The 25,926-nt window shown below is 72.1% G+C and carries 21 protein-coding genes and 1 pseudogene; 5 read left to right on the top strand and 17 right to left on the bottom strand.

Annotated elements, in window-relative coordinates; all coding sequences use genetic code 11:
* Positions 1 to 219 precede the first annotated feature (219 nt).
* Positions 220 to 573, top strand: a complete 354-nt coding sequence (locus ABZ463_RS23790; protein ID WP_362779027.1) for a VOC family protein — start codon at positions 220 to 222, stop codon at positions 571 to 573.
* A 209-nt stretch (positions 574 to 782) separates the two neighbouring features.
* Here ABZ463_RS23790 and ABZ463_RS23785 read toward each other — a convergent pair.
* Both ABZ463_RS23785 and ABZ463_RS23780 read right to left on the bottom strand, forming a co-directional pair.
* A pseudogene (locus ABZ463_RS23785) lies at positions 783 to 974 on the bottom strand (Tn3 family transposase); the annotation flags it as partial.
* Between the two features lie 133 nt (positions 975 to 1,107).
* Entirely contained in the window at positions 1,108 to 1,719 is a 612-nt protein-coding gene (locus ABZ463_RS23780; RefSeq protein ID WP_362779024.1) for a PDZ domain-containing protein, read from the bottom strand.
* 572 nt (positions 1,720 to 2,291) lie between these two features.
* On the opposite strand from ABZ463_RS23780, the gene ABZ463_RS23775 reads away from it, so the two are divergent.
* Entirely contained in the window at positions 2,292 to 2,849 is a 558-nt protein-coding gene (locus ABZ463_RS23775) for a class I SAM-dependent methyltransferase (protein ID WP_362779021.1), read from the top strand.
* Here ABZ463_RS23775 and ABZ463_RS23770 read toward each other — a convergent pair.
* From ABZ463_RS23770 to ABZ463_RS23760, 3 genes are all read right to left on the bottom strand, one after another.
* A complete protein-coding gene (locus ABZ463_RS23770; protein WP_362779019.1) occupies positions 2,785 to 6,006 on the bottom strand; it encodes a lantibiotic dehydratase in 3,222 nt (1,073 codons plus the stop codon). The two genes, ABZ463_RS23775 and ABZ463_RS23770, sit on opposite strands and share 65 nt — an antisense overlap.
* Positions 6,003 to 6,785 (bottom strand): cupin-like domain-containing protein, encoded by a 783-nt coding sequence (locus ABZ463_RS23765; protein WP_362779017.1) that lies wholly within the window; start codon positions 6,783 to 6,785, stop codon positions 6,003 to 6,005. Before ABZ463_RS23765 ends, ABZ463_RS23770 begins: the two co-directional genes overlap by 4 nt.
* 92 nt (positions 6,786 to 6,877) lie before the next feature.
* Positions 6,878 to 7,036 carry a hypothetical protein gene (locus ABZ463_RS23760; protein WP_352013449.1) on the bottom strand — a complete coding sequence of 53 codons (159 nt, stop codon included), beginning with the start codon at positions 7,034 to 7,036 and terminating at the stop codon, positions 6,878 to 6,880.
* A gap of 409 nt (positions 7,037 to 7,445) precedes the next feature.
* Between ABZ463_RS23760 and ABZ463_RS23755 the strand changes: the two genes are divergently transcribed.
* Positions 7,446 to 10,637 (top strand): BTAD domain-containing putative transcriptional regulator, encoded by a 3,192-nt coding sequence (locus ABZ463_RS23755; RefSeq protein WP_362779012.1) that lies wholly within the window; start codon positions 7,446 to 7,448, stop codon positions 10,635 to 10,637.
* Here ABZ463_RS23755 and ABZ463_RS23750 read toward each other — a convergent pair.
* Together ABZ463_RS23750 and ABZ463_RS23745 are read right to left on the bottom strand one after the other, a co-directional pair.
* The gene (locus ABZ463_RS23750; RefSeq protein WP_362779009.1) at positions 10,625 to 11,911 is read right to left on the bottom strand and encodes a serine hydrolase domain-containing protein; all 1,287 of its coding nucleotides are present in this window, start codon (positions 11,909 to 11,911) and stop codon (positions 10,625 to 10,627) included. The genes ABZ463_RS23755 and ABZ463_RS23750 overlap by 13 nt on opposite strands.
* Positions 11,912 to 11,983: 72 nt before the next feature.
* Positions 11,984 to 12,370, bottom strand: a complete 387-nt coding sequence (locus ABZ463_RS23745; RefSeq protein WP_362779006.1) for an alpha/beta hydrolase — start codon at positions 12,368 to 12,370, stop codon at positions 11,984 to 11,986.
* Between the two features lie 46 nt (positions 12,371 to 12,416).
* Here ABZ463_RS23745 and ABZ463_RS23740 point away from each other — a divergent pair, with 46 nt between their 5' ends.
* Positions 12,417 to 13,646, top strand: a complete 1,230-nt coding sequence (locus tag ABZ463_RS23740; RefSeq protein WP_362779003.1) for an erythromycin esterase family protein — start codon at positions 12,417 to 12,419, stop codon at positions 13,644 to 13,646.
* Here the strand turns inward: ABZ463_RS23740 and ABZ463_RS23735 are convergent.
* The 5 genes from ABZ463_RS23735 to ABZ463_RS23715 form a co-directional block, all read right to left on the bottom strand.
* On the bottom strand, positions 13,606 to 15,954 hold the full coding sequence (locus ABZ463_RS23735) for a penicillin acylase family protein (RefSeq protein ID WP_362779000.1): 2,349 nt from the start codon (positions 15,952 to 15,954) through the stop codon (positions 13,606 to 13,608). The genes ABZ463_RS23740 and ABZ463_RS23735 overlap by 41 nt on opposite strands.
* Positions 15,951 to 18,245, bottom strand: a complete 2,295-nt coding sequence (locus tag ABZ463_RS23730; RefSeq protein ID WP_362778998.1) for an FtsX-like permease family protein — start codon at positions 18,243 to 18,245, stop codon at positions 15,951 to 15,953. The genes ABZ463_RS23735 and ABZ463_RS23730 overlap by 4 nt, the downstream gene beginning before the upstream one ends.
* Positions 18,242 to 18,958 carry an ABC transporter ATP-binding protein gene (locus ABZ463_RS23725; protein WP_362778995.1) on the bottom strand — a complete coding sequence of 239 codons (717 nt, stop codon included), beginning with the start codon at positions 18,956 to 18,958 and terminating at the stop codon, positions 18,242 to 18,244. Before ABZ463_RS23725 ends, ABZ463_RS23730 begins: the two co-directional genes overlap by 4 nt.
* Positions 18,955 to 19,482, bottom strand: a complete 528-nt coding sequence (locus ABZ463_RS23720) for a PadR family transcriptional regulator (RefSeq protein ID WP_352013441.1) — start codon at positions 19,480 to 19,482, stop codon at positions 18,955 to 18,957. The genes ABZ463_RS23725 and ABZ463_RS23720 overlap by 4 nt, the downstream gene beginning before the upstream one ends.
* 65 nt (positions 19,483 to 19,547) lie before the next feature.
* On the bottom strand, positions 19,548 to 20,333 hold the full coding sequence (locus tag ABZ463_RS23715) for a helix-turn-helix domain-containing protein (protein ID WP_362778992.1): 786 nt from the start codon (positions 20,331 to 20,333) through the stop codon (positions 19,548 to 19,550).
* An 85-nt stretch (positions 20,334 to 20,418) separates the two neighbouring features.
* On the opposite strand from ABZ463_RS23715, the gene ABZ463_RS23710 reads away from it, so the two are divergent.
* Positions 20,419 to 21,276 (top strand): SDR family oxidoreductase, encoded by an 858-nt coding sequence (locus ABZ463_RS23710; protein WP_362778990.1) that lies wholly within the window; start codon positions 20,419 to 20,421, stop codon positions 21,274 to 21,276.
* Positions 21,277 to 21,289: 13 nt separating this feature from the next.
* Here the strand turns inward: ABZ463_RS23710 and ABZ463_RS23705 are convergent, their stop codons facing one another.
* The 5 genes from ABZ463_RS23705 to ABZ463_RS23685 all read right to left on the bottom strand — a co-directional run bounded on the left by ABZ463_RS23705 (position 21,290) and on the right by ABZ463_RS23685 (position 25,904).
* A complete protein-coding gene (locus tag ABZ463_RS23705; protein WP_362778987.1) occupies positions 21,290 to 23,053 on the bottom strand; it encodes an FtsX-like permease family protein in 1,764 nt (587 codons plus the stop codon).
* Positions 23,054 to 23,079: 26 nt separating this feature from the next.
* Entirely contained in the window at positions 23,080 to 23,820 is a 741-nt protein-coding gene (locus tag ABZ463_RS23700; RefSeq protein WP_352013437.1) for an ABC transporter ATP-binding protein, read from the bottom strand.
* Positions 23,817 to 24,350 (bottom strand): PadR family transcriptional regulator, encoded by a 534-nt coding sequence (locus ABZ463_RS23695; RefSeq protein ID WP_352013436.1) that lies wholly within the window; start codon positions 24,348 to 24,350, stop codon positions 23,817 to 23,819. The genes ABZ463_RS23700 and ABZ463_RS23695 overlap by 4 nt, the downstream gene beginning before the upstream one ends.
* Positions 24,351 to 24,383: 33 nt before the next feature.
* Complete coding sequence (locus ABZ463_RS23690; protein ID WP_352013435.1) at positions 24,384 to 24,758, bottom strand: TetR family transcriptional regulator; 375 nt, start codon at positions 24,756 to 24,758, stop codon at positions 24,384 to 24,386.
* Between the two features lie 162 nt (positions 24,759 to 24,920).
* Positions 24,921 to 25,904: an aldo/keto reductase family protein gene (locus ABZ463_RS23685; protein ID WP_362778982.1), complete on the bottom strand. Its 984-nt coding sequence runs from the start codon at positions 25,902 to 25,904 to the stop codon at positions 24,921 to 24,923.
* Positions 25,905 to 25,926 lie beyond the last annotated feature (22 nt).

The raw sequence follows: 25,926 nt of genomic DNA, 5'->3' as shown, positions 1-25,926 counted from the left end.
AGGCACCTTCTCCGGGAGCTGACGAAGATTCGTCCGTGTCTTCCCAAGACCCCGCGACACGGCCGTCCCAGATCCTCGGAGGCCATAACCGGAACGGTCGGACGCCGCGGTTGCCGAGTCTCCGGACGGCTCGTGCTCCACCTGGTTCTCACAGGAGTACACGAGTCGGCCCGCTCCTTCACGGAGGGACGGCCGCCGGTCCTGTCTATGCTCAGGCCCATGGCACTGGAATGGGAACAGATCATCGTCGACTCCGCCGACCCCGTCGCTCTCGGGCGCTGGTGGGCAGAGGCTCTCGGCTGGGTGGTGGTCGACGAATCCGAGGAGATCATCGAGATCCGGCCTGAGCCGGACCGGATGCCGGGGCTGCTCTTCGTGCCCGTCCCCGAGGGCAAGACGTCGAAGAACCGGCTCCACCCCGACTTCCGCCCTGACGACCAGGAGGCCGAGGTCGCCCGGCTGCTCTCGCTCGGTGCCCGGCGCGCCAACAACGGGCAGGAGGAGCAGCACTGGGTGACCCTCCTCGACCCGGAGGGCAACGAGTTCTGCGTCCTGAGCGACCGGAAGAGCTGAGCGGAGGCCGGCGGTTGTCCGGGCCCGCGCATCCCCCGCAGCAACACGGACAGAATTGACACGGAAGTGGTCTCCGGCACAGATCGCCGACGTGCTGACCATCCGGTACGCCGCGGGTGGGGCGGCGCGAGACCCGCTCGGCCTCGGCGATGCCCAGCGTGCAGGGCGGTGGCGTCCTTCACGATCTGGTCGTACTGCTGCCAGTCGATCGTCTTGGTGGACAGCGTCGGCGCCAGGTGGGGCCAGTTCTTGTCCTTGCCGGCCGTCGGCCGGTACGGCTTCGCCGAGCCGATGTTCTTCAGCCTCGGCCTCAGCTTGAAGTCCAGCATGTACGCGAAGGCGAACCCGACGATCAAGGCGCCGTGCGTGTCGGTGTACCGCCGCGACACGCTCTCGATCATCGAGGCGACCTCGGAGGCCGAACAGGATTTCAGCCGGTTGTAAGCTTCCGCACCCTCAGAAGCTTGTTCGCCTCCGCCCACGGGCTTTCCATCTTGGCGGCCTCGGGGAACCGGGCATCCACCTCGAAGAATTTCAAAGGGTGTCGACCAGGGTGACTTCGGCGGTTCCGACGCCGCCGTCGGGCCTGCGGTAGGTGACGGGGACGACGGCTCCCGCGCGCAACACTCCGACACGGGCGGCACTCTGCTCCCTGGCATTGGTGATGACCCTGCCGTTGAAGGAGACGATGACGTCACCGGGCCGGATCCCGGCCTTGTCGGCAGGGCTGCCCGGCACCACGTCGGACACCAGCGCACCGCTGTTGTTGGGGGCGTCCTCACGGACGACGCCGAACAGACCCTGCTTCCCCTCGGTGATGACCACGTCGAGTGGTTGCCGCTCACCGTCGACGCTCAGGTTTCCGCTGTAACGGGCCCGCTGCATGGGGGCGTTGGCGGCGGCCTGAAGCCAGACCCGTACCGGCACGTTCCAGCGCCAGCGCCCGGGGCCCGTGCGGGCGGTGGCGGTGGAGCCATCGGTGGCGATCGCCTCCGCGCAGGGCCGGGGGCGGCAGTTCATCTCCAGGCGCGTGATGCGGGTGTGCGGAGGGGCGGTGAAGACGAAGGTGCCCGATGTGGGGCGGGCGCGATGGTCCGGCGGATACGTCACGGGTTCGGCGGCGCCCGGGGCATCGAGTTCAGGCACCTCTTGCTGTGGTTCGACCTGCGCGGAAAGTACTGCCGGTCCGGTGACCGGAAACGCGGACGAGGCGGGGGCGAAGACCGTGGCGGTCAGGACGGCCGACATAAGGCACGCGGTGACCGCGGTGCGCCGGACACGCGGCCGGTGGGCACCGACGGAGTTGCTGAGGTTCACGGGGAACGCCCTTCCTGAAGGCGGCCGGGCAGCGGTGACCGTCGATGGGCGCCGGGGCTGTCCATACGCGCGGAACACAGCGTCCAATACAGTGAGTAGTCGTCTCATGGCTGCGAGTGTCCGGCAAGGTCGGACCTTACTACAGGGAATCGGACCGAAGTCCGACCGACTCGCGGCTGCCTCCCGCCACACGTGCGCAGGGCAGGAACGGGCCGCCAGGCCGTGGGCGGCGTCTCGGCGTTTCCCCGGGACTCGGCTCGACGCCCCTGACAGGATGAGGTGACGTTCACGGTCGCGGCGGGAGGGCTGGGCGCGCGATGCTGGGTCGGCTCGCCGGGCAGTTCCGGCTCATCACGCGTTCGTTTCCCGCCGCGCGACGGAGATACGGTGTCGTCCGGACGATGCGGCTGGTCTCGCATGAGCTTCTGTTCGACGTCCGGCACGGGACCGACACCTCTCTGGAGCCGCCCGGCTGCGCGACCGCGCACGAGGGCACCAATCCGCTGCTCTTCGCGGAGATGCTGCGAAACACCCCGTTGACCACCGACGGGCGGGTGTTCGTGGATTTCGGGGCGGGAAAAGGACGGGTGCTCATGCTCGCCGCGAGACACGGTTTCGCCGCGGCGATCGGGGTGGAAGCGTCGCCGGAGCTGTGCGCGATCGCGAACGCGAACATCGCCAGGTTCGGCCGCCGCCGTCCCTGCGCGTTGAGCGTCACGTGCGCGGACGCCGGGTCCTTCGCCGTCCCGACGTCCGTGACCGTCGCCTACTTCTTCCATCCGTTCGGTGCCGAGACCATGCGCGCGGTCGTGGAGCGCATTCTCGAATCGCTCGCCGAGGCTCCCCGGGACTTCTACGTCATGTACCTCAACCCGCGGTACGCCGACATGTTCGTCACCGCTGGATTCGATGAGACCAGCCGGTGGCACGACGCGGTGCTTCTGTCGCGGCCTCGATGAGAGTCCGGGCCACGCGCGAGCGGTACCAGCGGCTGAGGAAGTCGTAGAGGACAAGCTCCTGGGCGCGCGCGGCGGCGGGCAGCATCCGGTTCGCGTGCATGTGCAGGAAGCTGCCGACGAGGGCGGTCGCATGACGGGTGAGCCGGCCGGCCCCCGCGCGCGCCGCCAGGTCGCCGGCGATGGGGCGCAACGCCTCGGAGCGTGCCCGGTACAGATGGTCCGGTGCGGCCAGGAGCGACTCCAGTCGCGTCCGCTCCCGCCGGTAGCGGGCGCCGAGCCGGTGGGCGAAGGCGGTGTCGGCACCGAATTCGCGGCGGAAACGATCACGTGCCGCCGTACTGACGGAGAGCCGCCCGGCCAGGTCCAGGCCCAGATCGTCGAGCAGCCGGTCGAGACCGACCAGCGCCAGCCGCCAGCGTGCGTCCATGTCGCGGGGAGTCTCCCCGATCACCTTGAGCGCGGCGTCGCTGTCGGCGTGGAACAGCCGCTCGGCCAGAACGATCCCGTCGGCTCCGCCGTAGCGTTCGACCTCGCGTTCGTAGGTGTCCAGTTGGATCCGCCAGAGGGTGCCCTCGGCGTGGAACGGCGCGCAGGCGGCGAGCAGCGCGGGCAGCACCTCGTTCATCAGGCGGCCGGGATCTCCGTGCAGCCGCAGCCGCAGATGCGGGTCGGGATCGGCGTACCGGACGAAGAACCAGCGATCGACTGAGGCGTCGGACACCGCCGCGCGTACCAGGGGCCGCACGACCTGCTGGAGTATGGTGTCGGCACCGACCGGGCCGCTGTACAGCTTGGCGTAGAGCCAGGGCGATCCGGGCGGGAAACTTCGGGTGAGCGGCCTCTCCTGGCGCGCCGGGGTACCGGCAGTGGGCTCGGGAGCGCTCGTGCGCAGGAACGGCACGATGATCTCGTGCGCGAAACGACCCTCCGGCCCCGTCGCGGGCACCTCGTCCGGCCCGAAGAACACTTCCTCAAGCCGCACCGGCCGGTGCTCGCGGAACAGGTGGACGGCCATGTCGGCGAAGAGGGGGTTGTCCAGGTCGATGGGCAGTCTCCGATCCGCGTCCACGACCGCGACCCATCGCGGCAGGCGAAGCAGGCGTCGCAGATCCTGAACCGCGGCGAAGCGGGCGGCGGCCGTCGGGCCCTCCAGGGACGCCAGTTGCGCGTCCGACAGACGCCAGCGGGCCCGGGACAGCACCAGCCGGCCGGCGGTGACCCTCGGCAGATAGGGCGCGTCGTCCAGGCCTCCGAACGAGAAGGACAGCCCGCCCGCCCTCCCCTGGCGCTGCAGGTGGCACAGGAAACGATACAAGGCCGGGCTGCCGGCTCCGTCGAAGCGGTGCGCGACCGTGAGCCGGGGCAGAACCTCGCGGCCGAGCGAACGCGAGCGAAGCACCACCCGCTCGCCGGTGACGGAGACCGTGAGGTCGTCGAGGGGCATTCGCCGCTCCGGCGCGGCCGGTCGGCCGAGGTAGACGATCTCGTACTCGCGAAGGCGCGGCCGGACCAGGACGTTGCCCACCTTGCCCGGCACGGGATGCACGATCTCCGCGTAGACCGCCTCCGGTCGCAGCGCCTCTTCGGCCCGTAGGTGCCGCTGCAGATGGCGGAGCAACCGGTCGTCACGCCGGCAGAACCGGCCCATCAGCGTGGTTCCGGACAGACCGCCCACCGCGGACAACATGATGCGGTAGCGTCCCGCGGCCACCTCGTCCTCGTCGGCCGCGATGATCGTGGCGACGACCCCGAAGGAGTCCGGCGGCGAGGCTGCCTCGCCCGCCTCCTCAAGGGCCCGCACCTCGGCCTCGCCCAGCGACAGCTCCGCCACGCCCGCGCACGCGGCTTCGGTCAGCCAGCGCGTGACAAGCGCGTCCCGCCTGCTGAGCCGAGTGTCCTCGGCCCGTGGAGGAGCCGGGAACGCCAGATCGTCCAGCAGCGGAGCCGGTGCCGCCCCGAACGGGCCGTCAGCGGGGAATCCGACACCGATCTCGTCGTCCAAGGCCTCGCACAGCGGCACCTCGCGCCGGTCGTACCGGTTGAGGAACGCCTCACGGAAGCGGGCCAGAGGGTCGCCGCGCCGCCCCGCGCCGACGCGGCGCAACAGACGCACCCCGCGTTCGATCTCCGCGAGCACGTCTCGTCCCAGTGTCGTCCCGGCGGGCTTCGTGAGATCGACGTGGAAGGAGACCGGGACCTCGGCCAGGGCCGGAAGCGCCGCGGCGACTTCGCGGTAACGCTCCGGATCGGCCCCCGGCGGCGACTCGTCCAAACCCGCGAGCATGGTCCGGGCCCGGCGCAGGGCCGAGACGACCGGCCGGGCGCGCTCTCCGCCCGCCCGGTCCAGCCGGTCAAGGAGGTCGTCGACCGGCTCGGGCCCGCTCACCGTGGGGCCGAGTTCGCAGACCAGGAGCTGTGCGTCGATCAGCCGGTCCACGAAGTCGAGCGCCTCGTCCCGGCCGACCTCGGGGTCGACGGCGCCGACGGCGCAGGCCAGCTCTCCGGGCAGGGCCCCGCCCGCGGCCCGCTCAAGCACGGCCTCCAGGTGGGCCGTCGGTTCGACGGCCACCAGATGGTACGACGTCCCGGCGCCGGCAGGGCGCGTCTCGGTGTACCTCAGACGCCCGGCCGCCCGGTAGACGCTGGAGTTCGGCAGATACCTGAGCCGCGGCCGCAGGGCCGGATCCCGCTGCAGGGACTCCGCCAGGGCAGCGAGATATCGGGCGTCCAAACTCGTGTGGCGGCGGTAGGCCTCCCGGCTCGCGAGGCGCAGCCGGGTCTCCTCACCGACCGTCCCGAGCGAGCACCCGGCGAAAAGCCCGAACGGCGTCGGGCGCCCCGCCATGCGCGCGACATACCGAAGAAGACCATGGCCGATCCTGAGCCCGCCCCGCGGGTCACGCGCCCAGCCGTCCAGCCGCCCCTCCAGCGACGGTGAGGCCACCCACAGGGCCTCGCGCACATCGGGCCGCAGGCACAGCGCCCGCAGCCGGTCGAGGGCACGCGCGTGCTCCGCCGTCGCACGCTCATGCGAGAAATCCGTCTCCACCAGGCCGTCACCGCCCAGCGCGAACAACGCGTCCAGCGGAAGGTACGGTGTGCGGAGCACGAAGAACTCCGCAGGCCGCCAGGCCGGCTCCTCCTCTGCACCCGTCATCCCCGCAGCAGCCGCCTCACCCGGGCCGACCCCCGCCGGAGCAGGAACCGCCACAGCGACGGCGTCATGACGCCCTGCGGAAACGGACGCGGCCAGAAGAAGTTGACGTTCAGCGCCCACGGCGTCACCACCGTCACCTGGTGATACCAGCCGACCGGGATGTAGAGCGACTCCCCCGGCCGCAGAGTGCACTGCCAGCCAGACGCCCGCCGTGCGAGCGGGAACCTGTCGAAGTCCGGAACGTTGGGGTCGAAGCGGCAGTGGGTGATCCGGGGAATGCGGTACACCAGCCGGGACTGCGAGGGCGGGAACAGAACGAAATGCTTGCGGCCGATCACCTGGACGTTGCAGTTGGGAGTCACATCGCAGTGCAGTCCGGAGGAGGTGCCCAGGACGCCGCACCACAGATTGGTGTCCACAGGGGAGGCGCGGAACCAGTCCGGGGCCGGCGCGTCGGCGGCGAGCCTCTCTGACAACTGGCTCAGCTTCGCGTCGAGGTAATAGGAGTCCTCGAAGCCGCTGGCGGCGACCGCCTTGGTGATGGCGCCGACGTCGGCGTGTCTTTCGGTGACAGGCCGTAGGTCGTGCGCGGTTTCCACCACCCAGTCCAGATAATCACCGAAAGACGTACGCCCGCCGCGGGCCAGATTCTGGAAAATATTGCTGGGTGGGCCGTTCGTCTCTCGCACGGCGACCTCGCGGTGGCCTGCCACGGACTTGAGGTAGGCGCTGTTCCAGCTCTTGACGGCCCGCCATCCGGAGACATTGTCCACGACCACCTGAGGAAGGCCGGCGAGGCGTGCCGGCCGGAAGTCACCACGTGAGACACGTGGAACCGGTTTCAGATTCAACGCCGACCCACCGTTTTCGTCTACTTGACCCGCTCGCCCTGAATCTCATGCTCGGAGCCGGCGTCGTCGCACGTCCACAGACTCCATCCCTGCGTGCTCAGGATGGGGTCATTGAGGTTGCGCACCGTCTCCCGGTCCAGTGAGAGTTTCTTCCGCGGCTTTTCCGCTGTTTCTTCCATGAATATCATCCTTTCTCGTTACGACGACCGGAACCCGTCCCGGGACAATCCGGGCGTCCGGCTCCGTGTCAATTGCTTACCGGCTCCGCCGGTGCGGTTTTCCTTATGCCCTTCATTTCCTCGTGTTAATTGTGGTGACCGGTAAACAAACGGGCGGCGTTCGCAAACGGTCACCGGCCCCGGGAGCCCTCGAAGGGGACCGTTCCCGTCGGGCACCCGACGGCAGGCGGTTGTTCGCCGGAGCCTGGCGGAGGAGCGGGAGGCCGACCGGCGTCTTCGCCGAGGGACCCGACGCGGAGCCGTACGACGACGACCTGCGCGGGCATCGCCGACGCACGGTCCGGTTTACCGTCATCGGCGTACGCCTCAGGGGTCGGTCGTGATGTGCCGGTTTGGCAGACTGCTGGTCATGGCGAGTGAACGGGTGCGCGTCGGTGTCCTCGGCCCCCTGGTGCTGGACACCCCCTCCGGTCCCGCGCAGGTGGGAGGCGCGCGGCTTCGGGCGTTGCTGGCCCGGCTGGCGCTGGACGCCGGGCGTGCCGTACGGCCCGCGACCCTGACCGAGGCGCTGTGGGGCGAACCGTGGGGTGCGGAGGCGCCGGAGGACCCCCAGCGTGCGCTGCAGTCGCTGGTCTCCCGGCTGCGCCGTGTCCTGGGCGACCCCGGGCTGCTCACCCTGGGGCCCGCCGGATATCGGCTGGCCGTCGAGCCGGAGGCGGTCGACGCCGTCCGGTTCGAACGGCTGGCCCGCGAGGGGCGCGACTCGTACGCGCGGTCCCGGCCCGCCGAGGCCGCCGCGACCCTGCGCGAGGCCCTGGAACTGTGGCGCGGTCCCGCTCTGGTGGACGTGCGTGAGGCGCCGTTCGCCGACGCCGAGGCGGAGCGGTTCGAACGGGCCAGGCTGTCCGCCCTGGAGGACCGGATCGAGGCCGACCTCGCGCTGGGCGCGGAGCCCGGCCTTGTCGCCGAGCTTGAGTCGCTGACCGCCGCGCACCCGTTGCGGGAACGGCTGCACGCCCAGCTGATCCGGGCCCTGGCGCTGAACGGCCGGGGCGCCGAGGCCCTTGCCGCCTACCAGCGGATCCGTGACCTGCTCGCGGACGGTTTCGGCGGTGATCCGGGACCGCACCTTCAGCAGGCCCACCTGGCGGTGCTGCGCGGCACGTCTCCCGGCCCCCGCCGATCGCACGGAAACCTGGACGTCCCGCTCACCAGCTTCGTCGGCCGCGACGAGGACGTCCGCCGGGTGGTCGGGTTGCTCGGCCGCGTCCGGCTGGTCACCCTGGTCGGCCCCGGCGGAGCGGGGAAGACCCGGCTGGCCAACGCCGTCGGCCGACGGCTCTCGCCGCCCGGCGGGGTGTGGTTCGTCCCGCTGGCCCCGGTCGCCGCGGACGACGTGCCCCGCGTGGTGCTCGACCTGCTGCGGAGCCGCCGGGAGGGTGTGCCGTCCCGGCCCGTCACCCGGGAGGACGTCCCGGACCATCTGGCCGAGACGCTCGCGGACGACGACCTGGTGCTGGTGCTGGACAACTGCGAGCACGTGATCGAGGCCGTCGCGACGCTCGCCGGGACCCTGCTCGCCCGCTGTCCGGGCCTGCGGGTGCTGGCCACCGGCAGGCAACCCCTGCGGATCGACGGTGAGACCCTGCATCCGGTGCTCCCGCTGGAACTCCCCGAACCTGGGGCGAGCCCCGAGCGGGCCCGTGCCTGCGCGGCGGTCCGCCTGTTCCACGACCGGGCCGCCGCGGTCCGGCCGGACTTCGCCCCCGAGGGTGGCGCGCTGACCGCGGTGACCGAGATCTGCCGCCGTCTGGACGGCCTTCCGCTGGCGATCGAACTGGCCGCGGCGCGGTTGCGCGCCCTGCCGGTCGAGGCGGTCGCGGCGCGGCTGGACGACCGCTTCCGGCTGCTCACCGGCGGCAGCCGTACGGCGTTGCCACGGCACAGGACGCTTGGCGCGGCGGTGGCCTGGAGCTGGGACCTGCTCGGCTCCGACGAGCGGACGCTGCTGGAACGGTTGTCGGTCGTGCCCGGCACCTTCGCCGAGGACGCGGCGGAGGCCGTCGGCGGGCTGGGTGAGGTGCGGGAGTCGCTGGCGGCGCTGGTCGACAAGTCCCTGCTGCACCCGGTGGAGTCCGCCGACCCGGTCGAGCCGCGCTACCGCGTGCTGGAGACCATCAGGGAGTACGGCCTGGCGCGTCTGGCGGAGCGGGGCGAGGTGGAGGCCGTACGGGGGCGGCACGTCGCCTTCCTCCTGCGGACGGCCGAGTCCGCCGACCTACATCTGCGCACCTCAGAGCAGCTTCGCTGGCTGGTACGGCTGTCCGCGGAGCGGGACAACCTGTCGGCCGCGATCCGCTGGGCGGCCGAGTCGGGCGACGCCGGTCTGTCGGTCCGGTTCGGCGTCGCGCTGTGCTGGTTCTGGTTCCTTCGGGACCATCCACCGGAGTCACTCGACCTGCTCGACCGGGTGCTCCAGGTTCGTGGTCCGGCGGAGCCGCAGGCCCGCGCGCTGGTGGTCGTCGCGCACGCACTGGCCACCGTCGAGGCCGTCGGCGAGCCGGAGGAGGCGAAGGAGGCCTTCGACCGGATCGGGAAGGCACTCGAAGAGGCCTCCGGCACCCACCCCGTCCTGAGGATGGCCCGGCTGGTGCTCGCCATAGGCGCGGGCGCACCGGACATCCCCGGCTCCCCCGACGAGGAGACCGATCCGTGGAGCCGGTCGCTGACCCTGCTGGTCCGGGGCGTGCTGGCCATGAACACCGGGCGGGCCGTGGAGGCGAGACATCTGTTGTCGCACGCGCTGACCGGTTTCGAGGAGCTCGGCGAGCGGTGGGGGCTGGCGACCACGATGAGCACCCTGAACTCGGCGGCGCAGCGGGCCGGCGAACCGGCCTCGCCCGTGCTGGCCGAGCGGGCCACCCGGCACTTCCGGGAGCTCGGCATGCCCGAGCACACGATGGAGAGTGAGGTCGCCACCGCGCTGCGTCTGGCCCAGACCGGTGACGCGGACGGCGGGCGACGGCTGCTGACGGACCTGCTCGCCCAGGCGGGCCGGGCCGGGTCCGCGGAGTCACAGGCCCAGGTGTGTCTCGGCCTGGCACGGCTGGAGTGGCAGGCCGGACGGCCGGGGGCCGCCCGCGAACACGCCGAGGCCGGTCTGACCGAGGCTCCGCCCGGCCGGGCGACCCCGCACCTGACCGCGTTGCTGCTGGCCGTGCTCGCCCAGGTGGACGTCGCGGAGGGGGCGCCCGACGAGGCGGCGCGCCGGCTCGACCACCCGGCGGTGCGCCTGACGCTGGCCTGGCACACGCCGGTCGCGGCCTCGATCGCGGTCGCGACCGCCGCGATCGAGCTGTGCCGGAACCGGGCGGAGCGGGCCGGACGGCTGCTCGGGGCCGCCGCCGTACTGCGGGGGCGGGACGATCCCGGTGACGCGGACGCGCGGACGGTCGAGCGGCGGGTCACCGCCGTCCTGGGAGCCGCCGGGTTCACGGCCGCCTACGCCGTGGGCGCGGCGACGTCACGCGCCGAGGCCGAGCGGCTGGTGTCCTCGGTCGTCACCTCCGCCGGGGTCGGCCGTGCGGGTCAGCCGGTGTGAGCCGGGGCGGCTTTGCCGAACATGGCGCAGATCGCCGCGAGCTGGAACGCCTGGGCCGCCTTGGCGAGCTTCGGGTCGCTCTCGTACTCGGCCCAGGACTCCGCCAGGACGATGAGGGTCGCCGTACGGCCACCGGCGCGGTCGGTGACGTTGGTGGTGAGGTAGCCGGGGATGCCGCCGTCGTGGCCCCAGAACGTGCCGCACGGGGTGGCGCTGGTCTGGACGCCGAGCCCGTAGCCGGCACCGTCCGGTTCCCGGGGGTCGACCGGCACGGTGGCGCGCAGCTGCGCGAGCTGGGCGGCGGGCAGCAGCTTGCCGGACATCAGCGCGGTGGAGAAGCGGGCCCAGTCCTGTGCGGTCGAGACCATCGCCCCGGCCGGTCCTCCCCACCCGGGGTCGTTGCCCGAGACGTCCACGTGCCCGTCGTGACGGGTCCCGGCGAAGTTCCTGAGCCCGGCGGGCACCGTCGGCGGCATGTGGGCGGCGTCCGGTTCGTAGCCGCGGGCGTACGGCCCGCGCCAGGTGGAGTCCGTGGCGTAGTAGGTGTGCCTGAGGCCGAGCGGCCGGGCGATCCGGTCCCGGACAAGGTTCGCCAGGCTCGTCCCGGTGACCCGTTCGAGAACGGCGCCGATCGCGGCGTAGTTGGTGTTGCTGTATGACCATTTCGTGCCGGGCGCGAACAGCGGGTCGTGCTTCACGCCCACGGCTAGCAGCTTCTCCGGGGTCCATCGCCGCCGGTCCCTGCCGAGGATCGACGGCCGGAGCGCGGGGTCCTCGGTGTAGTCGAACAGGCCGGCGGTGTGGTTCAGCAGCATGCGCAGCGTGATCGTCCTGCCGTTGGGCACCCTGCCCGGCAGCCACTTCTCCACCGGGTCGGACAGGGCGACCCTGCCCTCGGCGACCAGCTGCAGCACGAGTGTGGCCATCATGGTCTTGGTGTTGGACCCCATCCGGACCTCGTCCCCCGCCTTGAGCAGGTGGTCCCTCCTCGTCCAGGAGGCCTGTTCGGCGATCTCGACCGGTCGGCCGTCGCCGTCGTCGATCCGTGCGATCACGCCGGGCGCTCCGGCGGCGACCAGTTCGCGTGCCAGCCGCCTCAGCTGGGCGCTTCGCGCCTCGTCACCGGTCTGGGAGGCGCTGCTCTGGGTCGCGGCGGCCGGGGACGCCAGGGCCACGGAGTTCGCGACCAGGCTCGCCGCCAGCGCGAGCGCGGCGGCCACGCGCGGGCGGCGGCGCCGTACGGCACGGTCGTGCGGGAGGAGATTACGGGGCATCGGACTGTTCCTTTCGAGGATGGACGTCCCCACCCTCGGCCCCTCCGCGCACAGACCGCACTCAGTGCGCTGTCAGCCGTCTGTCATGCCGCCTTCCTCCAGGCCGTCCGCCTGGCCGTCCCCCGGGTTGTCCGTCAGGAGGAAGGGAGCCGTGACCGACCAGAACTCCTCCGGTTTGAGGCTGTGCACGCGGTGCCCGGCGTCCTCGACGGTCACCAGGCGGCAGTCTCCGACGATCTCGCACACCCTGGCCAGCGCGTCCGGCGAGACGTGGCTGCTCGGCCCGCCGCCGACCAGCAGCGTGGACGCGCTGACGGCCTTCAGCTTTTCCCACCAGAGGGGCTGCGGGGTCCTGAACTCCGTGATGAGGCGACCGGTCGGGTACCGGCCGGGCCACGCCCCGCGCAGGGAAGGGGCCTTGAGCCTGCTTTGAGGGTTTCCCTTCAGAGACCCTGCCATTGTCGTGGAAAGTCTCAACAGAGTGATCAACGATACCGTTTAAGGCATGGTTGCTGATGTCAGGGGCGTCGTGCGTCCCGTGGAGTCCGTCATGGGGCTGTTCCCCTCCCCGCCACGGCTGCTCGCCCTCGGGGAGCCGACCCACGGCGAGGATGTCCTGCTCGATCTGCGCAACGACCTCTTCGAGCGGCTCGTCGAACAGGAGGGTTACCGGACGATCGCGATCGAGAGCGACTGCCTGGCGGGGCTGGTCGTCGACGACTACGTCACCGGGGGAGCGGGCACTCTCGACGAGGTCATGGAACGCGGATTCAGCCACGGCTTCGGCGCGTCCCCGGCCAACCGCGAACTCGTGCGCCGGATGCGCGCCCACAACGAAGACAGGCCCGCCGCCGAACGACTGCGTTTCGCCGGGTTCGACGGCCCGCTGGAGATCAGTGGCGCCGCGAGCCCCCGGCCCGCCCTCACCGCGCTCCACACCTACCTCGCGGCCCGGGTGGACGCTGGCCTGCTCGCCTGCACCGGGGAGACACTCGACCGGTTGCTCGGCGCCGACGAACGGTGGACCGACCCCGCCGCGATGATGGACCCGTCCCACTCGGTCGGACGGTCCGAGGAGGCCGTACGGCTGCGACTGCTCGCCGACGACCTGGTCGCGCTGCTCGACGCGCAGACGCCGGACCTGATCGCGACGTCATCGCGGGAGGAGTGGGAGCGGGCTCGTCTGTACGGGCGCACCGCGACCGGCCTGCTGCTCTACCACTCCTGGATGGCCGACACCTCGCCGGGCCGGATGACGAGGCTGATCGGCCTGCGCGACGCGATGATGGCCGCCAACCTCCTCGCTCTCGCCGAACGGGGGCCGGTACTGGTCCACGCCCACAACCGTCATCTCCAGCGGGAGCGGAGCACGATGCGGCTGGGTGCCCTGAACCTGGAGTGGTGGAGCGCGGGCGCCCTCGTGAGCGCGCGCCTGGGAGAGGAGTACGCCTTCCTCGCGACGGCTCTCGGCACGCTCCGGCACCGGGGGGTGGGCACCCCTCCTCCGGAGACCGTCGAGGGCCTGCTGTACGGGCTCTCCGAAGAGCGGTCCGTCGTCGGCGCCCATGACCTGGTCTCCGCCCTCGGGGACACACGGCTCACCCCCCGTGTGTCCCCATATTTCGGTTATTTCCCCCTGGATCCGGCCCATCTGGCGGACAACGACGGGATCGTGTTCGTCAGGGACCTGGGACCTACCGCAACGACGTCGTCGTCAGCTCCGGACACGCCCTGATCTCGGCCTCGGTGAACCGTTCCGTCACCCACAGGCCGCGGGAGAACAGCTCGGTCTGGTCGGTGTGGTGCGGCGAGGCCGGGTTGGCCGACAGCGAGTACGTCAGCACGGTACGGGTGCGCGGCCCGGCCGGCGTCAGCTCCACGGCGATCAGGAAGCTGGAGCCGGTGTTCACGTCCGGGTAACGCCCTTGCTCACCCAGCGGGCCGCCGGTGCGAATCCGGTCGAAGCACCCCTCCCCCTCCGTACAGCCCGGCACCGGGACGGCGCCGTAGCGCTGGGCCTGACCCGGCGTGAGCGTCAGCGGGATGTCGTTGGCGGTGAAGAACCGTACGGCGTCGGCCAGCGCGGTCGCCACCAGCGGGTCGGCGACGTCGAGTCCGCGTGGCGTGGTGAGCGGGTGCGCGGGGTCGAACGGCACCTTCCACCAGCTCTTCCGTGGGTCAGCCGCCTCTGACCGTCTGTGCGGGCGGTTCAGGTTCTGCAGGAACTCACGCCACAGGATGGCACCACGGCTGTCGAGGCGGGCCCGTCCGTCCCAGGCCGCCAGCGTGGCGCAGGCCCGGCGGACGTCGACCTTCCCACCGTCGCTCGCGGTCATCACCGGCCTGACCCGGCACAGCGCGCGCAGGTCCGGGCGGAGCAGTTCGGCGCTCAGGTTGCGCTTGCCGACGGCCGTCCGCTGCAGGGTCTCCAGCGTGAAGCCGGGGGCGCCGAGCCCGTCGCCGCCGGAAAGCCGCTGGGCGACCATGTCGAGGCCGACCCGGGTGCGCAGGTCCCGTTCGGTACGGACGTCACCGTAGACGCGCGGATAGCCGGTGAGCGGGGCCTTCGGATTGGTCAGCCAGGGGCTGGCGTTGGCGTTGGTCACGTAGTCGGCGCGGGTCAGCCTGGGCTGGGCGGCGGGGCCGAAGACGCCCGGTTCGATCGCGTCCGCGTCCCGGCCCCACAGACACGCCGATGTGGAGCCGTCCAGGACGAGCGCCTCGAGGTCGTCCCCGGCGCGACAGCGTTCGGCCTGTTCGTCGGTGACGTGCGGCACGACCGAGGCGTCGGCGAGGTACGTCTCGCCCCTGGAGTCGGCGGCGAGCGTGTAGACGAAGGGCATGCCCTGGTAGGTGTCCTGTGCCCGGCGCAGTTCGGTGAGGTCGCGGGCGGCGCCCATGGCCAGCCACTCGTCGGCGAAGCGCAGGTTGGCGGCGTTGACGTCGGCCAGGGCGAGCGCTTCCTTCCCGGTCCAGCCGGTGGCCAGCACCGGGCCGTACCTGGAGGTGTACAGGGTGGTGGTGACGGCGCGGGTCCCGCCCCGGGCGTCCCGGACGGTGACCGACACCTCCTGCCTGCCCATCGGCTCCGGCCGCCCGTCGACCAGGTAGGAGGTGCGCAGGCCCGGAGCCAGTTCGAGCCGGTACAGCGTGAACCGCTGGGCGTGGGAGACGGTGTGCGTCCAGGCCACGGTGGCGTTGTGGCCGATCTGGACCATGGGCGTGCCGTACAGGCTGCCGCCCGACACGTCGAGCACGCCCGGGATGGTCAGGTGGACCTGGTAGAAACGGCGGCTGCCGTTCCACGGGAAGTGGGGGTCGCCCAGCAGCATGCCGGCGCCGTCGCGGGTGGCCTCGCGCCCGATGGCGTAGGCGTTGCTGCCGGGGGCGGACGGCCCTCTCCTGACCGGCCGGTCCTCTCCCTGCTCCGACGTCCGTCCCGAGGCGGCGATGGCCTCCTTGAACGAGGAGCCGCCGCCCAGCCGGGCGAGGTCGAGCAGGTTCGTCCAGACATCTGTGGCCGTGATGGGCCCGACCCATTCCTTGCCCCGGCAGGTGGGGTCGGGCAGCCGGTCCACACCCGTCTCGCCCAGGTACCGGTTGAACCCGGCGACGTAACCGTCCACGAGGGCGCGCAGCTCGGCTCCGGGGCCGTGCGGCGCGGGCCGGGCGAGTATCCGGCGTAACGTGCCCGACGCCTGGATCCCCTTGTAGTACACGTCGCTGGCCAGGTTGGAGACCGGGTCGATCGGGTCGTCGGACATCGCCTCCGCGCCGAAGTACCGCGAGCGTTCGCCGCGCAGGGTGAGCACCCACAAGGCCATGACGCACAGGTTGTCCTGCGCGAAGGCGTAGCCGTAGCCGTAGCCGAGACCGCCGTGGTCCTTCGCCTGGATGTGCGGGATGCCGTACTCGGTACGCCTGATGTCGGCGGAGTAGCGGCCCTCCTCCGCCCGCACCGGCGCGGGCACCGCCACGAGAAGCGCACCGGTCAGCGCTGCCAGGAGCGGTACGGCCAGCCGCCGGACACGTGTGATGATCATCGGGGGTCCTGTTCGAAGTGGGCGTTGTCGGGCGCGGTCACACGCTTGAGCAGTGGCAGACCGGCGAGGATCACCAGCAGGGCGGCCAGCAGACCGCCGCCGACGGTCAGGAAGTAGGCGGGGCCCGGCAGCGCCACCGACACGTTCCTGATCGCCAGCCGGTCGATCAACGGCTTGGCCACACCGAGGCCCGCGGCGGCGGCCACCAGGGCGGCCAGTACCACGGGGGCCGCCGTCTCCAGCAGCACCACCCTGGACAGGGTCCGTGTCGGCGTGCCGCCCAGCCGCAGCAGGGTGAACGGCTGCCTGCGCTCGACCACCCCTCCCGCGACCGAGACCAGCAGACCGCATCCCGCCACCAGCAGGGTCAGCGAGACGACGGCCAGCGCGGCGCGTTCCGCCTGTTCCAGCAGCACCGCGCGGGCCTGGGCGACCTCGGCGAACGTCTGCGGCGTCTCGGTACTGCCGGAGGCGGCGACGTACGGGGTGAGCAGCGTGCGGACTCGTTCACGGACGGCCGGGTCCTCCACGCGGACCAGTACCGCCGCCAGGGGAAGGCCCGCGGAGGCGGCGAAGGTGTCGGGGTTGTCGGTGTCCACGATCGGCAGGTGACGATCGACGGCGAGCATGTTGTCGCCGGTCAGCAGCCGGTTGAAGTCGGCCTTCACCTCGCGGACGCCGGGGGCGCACCGGCCGAGCGCCGGGAAAGCGGTCAGGGCGTCGCAGCCGACCACGTGCCCGAGCAGGAAGTCGGGCCGGCAACCGGGCCCCGGGTCGCACGGCGGCGGCCCGTCCGGTCCGGGCGGCGCGTCGGTCCTGCGGTAGACCGGCAGCACGGTGACGCCGGACTGGGCACGTATCCCGGCCAGCAGCCCGGCCGCCGTGTCCGGCGGCAGCGGCAGGCCGTCGGCGGCCTCGCCGTACCCGAAGGAGGCCCGCATGACCTCGTTCAGCGTGCCGCCTCCCGCCGCCTTCTGGCCGGAGACGACCGCGGGGACGACACCGGCGACGGCCGTGCCGATGAAGACGGCCAGCACGATGCCGTTCACCGACCGGAAGGCCCCCTTCGGGTCGGCCGCCAGTCGTCGCGCGGCCAGCAGTGTCGCCGCTCCCGAGGTGACACGGGCGGTCGGTCGCGCGGCCAGCAGCGTCAGCCACGGCCCGGCGACCACGAGGCCGACCATGGTCAGCGCCAGGCCCACGTCGACGAGCACCGTGTCCGGGTCCCCGCCCTTGGCGAACACCGGGCCCGCGAACAGCCCCAGCCCGGCCGGCAGCGGAAGCGTCCGCCACCATCCCGGGGCGGAGGCCCGCACCCGGCGCGCCGTACCGAGCGGGGTGATCCGCACCCGGCGCAGCGACCACAGGGCGGCGCCGACGGCGGCGAGCGGCACACCGACGAGCACGGCGGCGTACTGCGGCCCGGTCGGCGCGACCGTTTCGGGGAAGAAACGGGAACCGGTGACCGTGACGCCCGCCAGGACCGGCCGCACCACCTGGAAGAGAAGGACGCCGGCGATCGCACCCGCCGCCGCGCCGAGCGCCGCGTCCGCCGACGCGATCGCGTTGATCTGCCGCGCGGTGGCGCCCGCCAGCCTGATCGCCGCGAAACGCGCCTCACGACGGGCCGCGGCCAGGCGGGTGGCGGTGCCGATGAGGACGAGCAGCGGGAGGATCAGGCCGACCGCGGCGATGCCGAAGCCGTGCTCGTACAGGGCGGTGGTCTCGTCGTCGGCGGGGGTGGTGGCGACGGTGTCGACGGCCGTGGTTCCGGCCATGGCGGCCAGTTCCGCCGGGGTACGGCCCACGACGACGACCAGGTCGTCGGGGCCGGACAGCGCCGCCGTCCCGATCAGGCCCGCGCGGGCGCCCGGGAAGCGGTCGGCGAGCTGCTCGCGCGGGACGGCGTCGACCAGTTCGGCGAGCGCGGGTGAGAGGTGGTACCGCCCGGCTGCGGGCAGGGCGGTGAGGCCGGGCACGGTCGGCGTGGCCGTTCCCCGGTCGAGGACGGCGACGTCGAGCCGTTTGATCGGGCGGCCCGCGTAGACGTCCCGGCGGTGGTTCCACAGCACGGCGCCCGGGGTGGCGCCCAGCGCCCAGCCGCCTGGCGCGGAGCCGGTCGTGCACTCCCAGCACGGGCGGTTCGCGGTGGTCCTGAAGGCGTTGAACAGCGCCACCGTGCCCAGCAGCACCGTCACCCCCGTCGCGACGGCGACGGTGACGAGCGCCAGCCTGACGGCGGCCTGCCCGCCGCCGCGCAGCGACAGCCGCAGGCCGAGCAGGAACGTCATCGGACGGCCTCGCTCGCGTAGGGGTCGGTGACCTTGCCGTCGCGCACCACGACCTCCCGGTCCGCGCAGGCGGCGACCCGGGCGTCGTGGGTGACCACGATCACGGTCACGCCCTCCTCGCGGGCCAGGCCGACGAGCAGTTCCATGACCTGCTCGCCGGAGAGGGAGTCGAGCGCGCCGGTCGGCTCGTCCGCGAAGATCACCTTGGGCCGCGTCACCAGGGCCCTGGCGATCGCCACCCGTTGTGCCTGCCCTCCGGACAGTTCACCGGTGCGCCGCTCCCCCAGGTCGTCCAGTTTCAGCCGCAGCAGCGCCTCCCCCGCCCGCCGGTAGGCCTGTTTGCGCCGGGTTCCGCCGAGCAGCAGCGGCAGCGCGACGTTGTCGGCCACCGTGAGCTCCGGCACGAGCTGGCCGAACTGGAAGACGAAGCCGAACGCCGTACGGCGCAGCTCGGAACGTCTGGCGTCGTTGAGGAGGTCCAGTCTCCGCCCGTCGAACCAGACCTCTCCCGTGTCGGGGGTGAGGATGCCCGCCAGGCAGTGCAGAAGGGTGGATTTTCCAGAACCGCTCGGCCCCATGATCGCCAGGATCTCCCCCGCCGCCACGGACAGGCTCGCCGCGCGCAGCGCCGGTGTCCGGCCATGGGCACGGTCCACGGAACGGGCTTCGAGCAGTGGGCCTGGAACGGGAACGGCGTCGATGGCGGCGGTCATGCGTTGCGCACCGTTTCCGCCAGCGCGCCGAGCCGGGCCGTGGTCACGTCGATCCAGCGCAGGTCGGCCTCAAGGTGGAACAGGGCGTGGTCGGCCAGCAGGGTGTCCACGAGGGCGTCACCGCGTTTGATCTCCGACAGTTCGCGCATGCGCCGCATGTGCGTGGCGCGCTGGGCGTCGAGGTAGCCCTGCGCGTCCTGGCCGAGCAGCAGGGCCAGCACGACCTTCGTGAACAGGACGGTCTGCAGGAACGGCTCGGCCGCCACCGGTTCGGCGAGCCACACCGCCACCTCCTGGCTGCCGAGCGGGGTGATCGCGTAACGCTTGCGGTCGGGGCCGTCGCCCGGCTCGCTCTGACCGGCCGTGACCTTGCCGTCCCTGGCCAGGCGGCCGAGCGTCGAGTAGACCTGCCCGAAGGGCAACGGCTTGCCCCTGCCGAAGTAGGTGTCGTAGGCGCGTTTCAGGTCGTATCCGTAGCTGGGCTCACGATCCAGCAGGCCCAGGAGGGCCAGGGGGACTGTCATGGAGCCTGACTATATACCGGGGGTATATACGCGGTGCATAAGGAAACGCGGGCGGGGTCGAGAGGTCAGCAGGACTGGAGGGCGGGGAGGCGGCCCTCGAAGAAGGCGGCCGGGGTGACGCCCATCAACGTACGGAACTCGGCCGTCATGTGGGACTGGTCGTAGTAACCGGTGGCCGCGGCCAGGCGGGCCCAGCGGGGACCGTCGGCACAGGCCAGGGAGAGGACCGCACGGAGGCGTTCGATGCGTTCGAAGTGTTTGGGTGACAGGCCGACCGCGTCGGCGAACAGGTCGCGCAGGTGCCGTTCGCTGACGGCGAGGTGACGGGCGATGACGGGCAGCGGTTCGTGCCGTCCACCCCTGCGGCCGCGCAGCGCCCGGGCCGCGGCCCGGACCAGCGCGCCCCGCGCCCCGTCCTCCGGGGCCCTGGCGGACAGCGCCGCCTCCAGATGCCCGAGCACGAGGCCGTCGTCACCGGCCGCCTCCGTCAGCGCCTCCTGCAGCCGGTCGGAGGAGGCGCCCCACAGTTCCCCGATGCCGACCACCCGGTCCACGACCTCGCTCACCGGGACGCCGAGCAACGGCCGGGCGGCACCGGGACGCAGCCGCAACCGCAGGCCGTACGGGATGTCCTTGCCCGCGTGGTACGAGGCGCGGGTACGCGGGCCGACCACGAGCAGGTCTCCGCGCCCCGCCGGGGTCGTCCGGAAGACCAGGGAGGTGTCGGTTTCGGGGACGTGCACGAGCGGAAGCCGCCCTCCCCGTACGGAATCGCCCGCCCGCAGCGCGCTCACCGCCCTGACCAGCGACCGCAGGCCGTACGGCACGGCCATCGGGACCTCGATGCTCACCACCTCACGCTAGCCGGGCCGCAGGGCGGGCAGGCGTGCCGAAAACTCCTATAGGGGCTGGTGGGCGGGGCGCCAGGGTTGGCGCATGATTCTTGTCACGGGTGCCACGGGCACGGTCGGCGGTGAGGTGGTCCGGTTGCTGGCGGGCCGGGGAGAACGCGTCCTGGCGATGACGCGGGAACCGGCGAAGGTCGAGGAGTCGCCGGGGGTGGAGGTCGTCCGGGGGGATTTCGACGATCCGGCGTCACTGGCCGGGGCGGCGCGCGGTGCCGACGCGTTGTTCCTGCTCAGCGCCCCCGGCCCGTGGGTCGCCCGGCACGACGAGGCGATGGTCGCGGCGGCGCGGGCCGAGGGGGTGCGGAAGGTGGTGAAGGTCTCGGCCATCGGCACGGGAGAGGAACGCGAAGGTGTCACGGTAGGAGACTGGCATCTGGCCGGGGAGCGGGCGCTGCGCTCGGGTGAGCTGGACTGGACGATCCTGCGGCCGTCGAGCTTCGCCTCCAACGCCCTGGGCTGGGCTCCCCAGGTCCTGCGGGGGCAGCCGGTGCCGAACACGATGGGCGACGGCAGGCAGGGGGTCGTCGACCCGCGGGACGTGGCCGAGGTGGCGGTGACGGCGCTGACATCCGAGGAGCACGTACGGGCCGTCCTCACACTGACCGGGCCGGAACTGCTCAGCGTCCCGGACATGGCGAAGGTACTGGGCGAGACGCTCGGGCGGACCGTCGAGACGGTCGAGGTGCCGCTGGAGGTCTACCGCGAGAGCCTGATCGCCGCCGGAGTGGATCCCGGGTTCGCGGACATCGCGGTCGACGGCTCCCGGACGGTGGCGCGGGGCGGCAACGCCCGGCTCACCGGTGACGTCGAGCGGGTGCTGGGCCGCGCGCCCCGCACGTTCGCCACCTGGGCGGCCGACCACCGGGCCGCCTTCGTCTCCGGCTGAACCCGGGGTCCGGTCACGCCGTCTCGGCGCTGAGGGTCGGCGCCACGGGCCTGCGGGCCGCCAGGCGCGCGGGCAGCGCGGTGAGCGCCGCCGTCGCCAGGAGGGTCGCGAGCGCGGCGCCCGCCATCCAGAGGAAGGGGGTCTCCACCGCGTTCCTGGCGGTGAAGAGGGAGAGCATGCCGATGCTCAGGGGAACGCCGACGACGACACCGGGCAGGCCGGGCAGGAGCTGGGCGGCGGACAACCCCATGGAGATCTGCCCCGGGGTGGCGCCGAGTGTGCGTGCGACGGCCATGTTCGCCCGGGCCTCCAGGGCGGTGGTCCAGGTGAACGTGATGGTGTTCACGACGGCGAGGGTGATCAGCAGGATGGTGACGAGGAGCATCAGCCCGCGGTCGTGCTCGCCCCGCAGGTTGGGCAGGACGGAGGAACCGTCCAGGCCGTAGCCCCTCTCCGGCTGGGCGTTGAGGGTCAGCACGGCGACGATCGCGATCACCGTGGTGGCGGTCGAGCACGCCTGCAGCACGGCACGGCCAGGCCTGCGGGCGGTCAGCCGTACCCCGAGCAGCAGCGGGGTGGGCAGCAGCGCCGACAACGCGGTGATCCAGGGGCGGCGGCGGGGCTGGTGCGCGGTGGCGGACAGCGCCGTGACCGTCGCCGTGCGCATGGCCCGCAGTGTGGGGCCCAGCGTGGACAGCACCGCCACCACCACGGCGAGGACCGTCGCCGTGGCGACGGTGCCGCCGGTCAGCCCGGCGGTGCCGATCCTGCTGGCGGTGGGACTGGCGACGGCGGGCATCGTCAGGCGGGCGATCGCCAGCCCCAGCGCGTCGCCGGCCAGCGCCAGCACCAGATACTCGGTGAGCAGGACGGTCGCGATCAGTCCCGGGGTGGCGCCGACGGCCTTGAGCAGCCCCGCCCGGCGTGTCTGCTCGACGGCGCGTCCCGCGGCCAGCGCCGCCACCCCGGTGACGGCCAGGAAGCTGAGCAGCCAGCCGCCGAAAACCAGGATCGGCTGGCTGTTCCTGAGGATCACCGTGTCCTGTTCGGCTTTGAACTGCCAGGAATGGAAGGTGATCATGGCGCTGGAGGCGTGGGCGTCGCGGAAGGCCTCGGTCGCTGCGGGGTCGCGAAGCTTGAGGTCCAGGGCCAGGGTCACCGGGAGGTCGTGGGACGACGCCAGGGCCCGGGCGTCTGAGCGGGTCATCCAGGCCAGGCCGCTGTAGTCGCTGGGGCCGCCGTACGGGCCGATCTGCGCGGCCCAGGGGTAGATGGAGGTGACCGAGGTCACGGCGATCCCGACGACGGGGTACGGCCGGCCCGCGATGGTGACGCGGTCGCCGACGCCGACGCCGAGCGCGGTGGCGAAGCCGCGTTCCAGGACCGTGCCGCCCGGGCGTACCCACCGCCCCGAGGTCACCAGCGGCCGGTCGAGTTCCCCGGGGGTCTCGGCGAAGCCGTGCACCACCACCGGGGACGACGTGGAGCCGCGCACGGTGAGGTCGGCGTAGACGATGCGGTAGGGGCCGTGGTGGGCGACGACTTCCGGAGCCTCCGCCAACGAGGTCAGGGCCGAGGTCACCTCGGGGCCCGTCTCACCGGAGAGCGCCACCACGTCCGGTCCCGCGCTGGCCTCCTGGGTCTGCTCGTACAGCGCGTCGCTCACCTCGCGCAGGGACAGGCCAAGCGCCATCGTGGCGGTGGCCACCGTGACCGCGAGCAGGAGCATCGCGGCCTGAACCCTGTGCCTGCGCAGGTCGGCCAACACCAGACGCACGACGAGTACGGCGGAGCCCATGACGTTCAGTCCCCCAGTCCGATCAGCCCGCCGAGTCCGCGCGGGTGGGAGGCGGCCAGCCGGGTGTCGTCGACGAACATCCCGTCGCGCATCGAGACCAGCCGGTCCGCCGTGGCCGCGACCCGTTCGTCATGGGTGACGATCACGAGGGTCTGTCCCGCGGAACGCAGTTCCTCGAAGATTCTCAGCACGTCGAGGGTCGCCGCGGTGTCGAGGTTGCCGGTCGGCTCGTCGGCCAGGACGACCAACGGCTCGTTGGCCAGCGCGCGGGCGATGGCGACCCGCTGACGCTGCCCGCCCGACAGCTGGGACGGCAGGTGCCGGGCGCGGTCGGCGAGCCCGACCCGTTCCAGCAGCAGGTTCGCGCACCGCCTGGCCTGGCGGCGTGAGCGTCCGGCCAATAGCGCGGGCAGTTCCACGTTCTCGGCCGCGGACAACTCCTCCACCAGGTGGAAGGCCTGGAAGACGAACCCCACCGAACGGCGCCGCATGCGTGCCAGCGCTCGCTCGCTCAGCGTGTCGACGCGTCGCCCGGCCACCCACACCTCCCCGCCGGTGGGCCGTTCCAGGCCTCCCAGCAGGTGCAGAAGAGTGGACTTCCCACAGCCGCTCGGCCCCATCACCGTGAGCGTCTGCCCCTGGGGCACCTCCAGGTCGACCTCGTCCACCGCGCGGACCCGGCTCTGCCCCTGACCGTGGGTCTTCACCAGGCCACGGGCCCGGACCACGACGTCTGACACGTTCATCCACCCTCGACTTCGTCATCGGCCCCGGACCAGGCCCGTTCGCAGGCGTCCAGCCAGCGCAGGTCGGCCCGTAACCGCAGCACTACCCCCTCCAGCAGCAGGCCGGCACCCGATCCCGCCGGTTCGGCCAGTGCCGCCTGTTGCACCTCACGCAGACGGCGCAGCAACTCGCGGCGCTGCGCCGCCACCAGCTCGACCGGGTCGGCCAGCCGGGCCGCCGCGGCGGCGGCGAGCTTGAGGTGGAACTCCGCCAGGTCGGGTTTCGGCCAGCCCACCTCGGTCAGCCAGGCGGCCACCCGCCGCTGCCCGGCCGGTGTCAGCGCGTAGACCTTGCGCTCGGGCCGTTCGGGAAGTCCGTCCGCCCGCTCGCAGACGACGAGTCCCGCCTTCTCCAGCCTGGTCAGGGTCACGTAGATCTGACCGGAGTTCATCGACTCGCCCAGCGGGCCGAGACACTGCCGCAGCCGGGCACGCAGGTGGTACCCGTGTGATGGTTCCTTGGCGAGCATCGCCAGCACCGCGTCCTGCACTCCACCCCCTGACGGTTGGCAAATAGATAGCGGTTACCTATGGAAGATGTCAAAAGCCCCTGCACGGGCGGGGTGTGCGGGCACCGTCAGGGGTTCGCGTAGCGGGCGGCCATGGTGTGGAACGGCGAGCTCGGCGGCGAGTGAGAGCCGTTCCGGCGTGCCGCCGGTGACGCGCACGGCGGCGGTGCGGCGCAGCTCGTCGGTGACGACCCGGGCGAGGTCGTCGAGCGCGTGCAGGACCAGGGACTCCTTGGTCGGGAAGTAGTTGAACAGCGTCGCCTTGACGACCCCGGCCGCCTCGGCGGCCTCGTTGACGGTTACCTCGTCGAACCCCCGCTCGGTGAACAGCCGCATCGCCGCGTCCGCGATGTGGGCCCTGCGCCGGGCTCGTTTCTCCTCTGCGATCACAGCGGACAGGGCACACGGATCGGGTCCGTAAATGAACCCGATCCAAAACTATCCGTCGAGCGAGGACTCGGCCCCGTGGGCCTGCCCGCGCCGGGCGCGGATCTCCGCGGCCCCGGAACCACGACCAACCGCCTGGCGGCCTCTTACCGGAGCCCCGTGTCCTCAGGGGCGACGGTCGAGGTGGACGGTGGCGACCGGGGCGAGCACGGCGTCCATCCGGGCGACGAGGCCGGAGTCCAGGGTGACGCCGGACGCCGCTGCGTTCTCGATGAGCTGGTCGGGACGGGATGCGCCGACGATCGCGGCGGCGACGTCGCGGTTGCGCAGCACCCACGCCACCGCCAGCTGCGCCATGGTGAGCCCGGCCTCGCGCGCGAGCGGGCGAAGCAACCGCACCCGCTCCAGGACGTCGTCGCGCAGGTAGCCCTGGATGTTCAGGGCGCCGCCACCGGTGTGGTCGGACGCCCGGCTTCCGTGGGGAGCCACGCCACCGGGTGCGTACTTGCCGGTCAGCACGCCCTGGGCGATCGGCGACCAGACCACCTGCCCCATACCGAGCTCGCGGCAGACCGGCAGGACCTCGGCCTCGATGACCCGCCACAGCGCCGAGTACTCGGGCTGGTTGGCCACCAGCGGCACACCGAGTTCGCGGGCGTGGACATGCGCGGCCCGGATCTGATCGGCCGTCCATTCGGATACGCCTATATATAGGGCTTTGCCGGACCGAACCACATCGGCGAACGCCTTCATGGTCTCCCGCAATGGAGTGTGGTGGTCGAAACGGTGCGCCTGGTAGAGGTCGATGTGATCCGTTCGCAGACGGCGCAGCGACCGTTCGACCGACGTGATGATGTGTTTACGGCTCAGGCCTCTGTCGTTGGCGCCGCGCCCGGTCGGGAAGTAGACCTTGGTGAATATTTCGAGTCCTTCACGACGTTCACCGGCCAAGGCCCGTCCAAGCACCGTTTCCGCACGTCCGCCGGCATACGCGTCGGCGGTGTCGAAGGTGGTGACGCCGACGTCCAGCGCGGCGCGCACGCAGGCGATCGCCGTTTCCTCATCGACCTGTGAGCCATGGGTGAGGAAGTTGCCGTAGGCGATTTCACTGACCACGAGGCCGCTGCGCCCAAGCCGCCGGAATTTCACGCCGACGACCGCCCGCTGAGGT

The sequence above is a fragment of the Streptosporangium sp. NPDC020145 genome (genome assembly GCF_040631275.1).
Taxonomy (GTDB): domain Bacteria; phylum Actinomycetota; class Actinomycetes; order Streptosporangiales; family Streptosporangiaceae; genus Streptosporangium.
The sequence above is the reverse complement of the archived record's forward strand: the minus strand, read 5'-3'. Positions and strand labels throughout refer to the sequence as shown.

What these genes read in the sequence shown, in the direction of transcription:
- ABZ463_RS23700 (WP_352013437.1), bottom strand. Translation starts at nt 23,820, where the DNA reads ATGAACGTGTCAGACGTCGTGGTCCGGGCCCGTGGCCTGGTGAAGACC.
- ABZ463_RS23735 (WP_362779000.1), bottom strand. Translation starts at nt 15,954, where the DNA reads ATGATCATCACACGTGTCCGGCGGCTGGCCGTACCGCTCCTGGCAGCG.
- ABZ463_RS23755 (WP_362779012.1), top strand. Translation starts at nt 7,446, where the DNA reads ATGGCGAGTGAACGGGTGCGCGTCGGTGTCCTCGGCCCCCTGGTGCTG.
- ABZ463_RS23730 (WP_362778998.1), bottom strand. Translation starts at nt 18,245, where the DNA reads ATGACGTTCCTGCTCGGCCTGCGGCTGTCGCTGCGCGGCGGCGGGCAG.
- ABZ463_RS23775 (WP_362779021.1), top strand. Translation starts at nt 2,292, where the DNA reads ATGCGGCTGGTCTCGCATGAGCTTCTGTTCGACGTCCGGCACGGGACC.
- ABZ463_RS23760 (WP_352013449.1), bottom strand. Translation starts at nt 7,036, where the DNA reads ATGGAAGAAACAGCGGAAAAGCCGCGGAAGAAACTCTCACTGGACCGG.
- ABZ463_RS23790 (WP_362779027.1), top strand. Translation starts at nt 220, where the DNA reads ATGGCACTGGAATGGGAACAGATCATCGTCGACTCCGCCGACCCCGTC.
- ABZ463_RS23770 (WP_362779019.1), bottom strand. Translation starts at nt 6,006, where the DNA reads ATGACGGGTGCAGAGGAGGAGCCGGCCTGGCGGCCTGCGGAGTTCTTC.
- ABZ463_RS23740 (WP_362779003.1), top strand. Translation starts at nt 12,417, where the DNA reads ATGGTTGCTGATGTCAGGGGCGTCGTGCGTCCCGTGGAGTCCGTCATG.
- ABZ463_RS23725 (WP_362778995.1), bottom strand. Translation starts at nt 18,958, where the DNA reads ATGACCGCCGCCATCGACGCCGTTCCCGTTCCAGGCCCACTGCTCGAA.
- ABZ463_RS23745 (WP_362779006.1), bottom strand. Translation starts at nt 12,370, where the DNA reads ATGGCAGGGTCTCTGAAGGGAAACCCTCAAAGCAGGCTCAAGGCCCCT.
- ABZ463_RS23750 (WP_362779009.1), bottom strand. Translation starts at nt 11,911, where the DNA reads ATGCCCCGTAATCTCCTCCCGCACGACCGTGCCGTACGGCGCCGCCGC.
- ABZ463_RS23710 (WP_362778990.1), top strand. Translation starts at nt 20,419, where the DNA reads ATGATTCTTGTCACGGGTGCCACGGGCACGGTCGGCGGTGAGGTGGTC.
- ABZ463_RS23720 (WP_352013441.1), bottom strand. Translation starts at nt 19,482, where the DNA reads ATGACAGTCCCCCTGGCCCTCCTGGGCCTGCTGGATCGTGAGCCCAGC.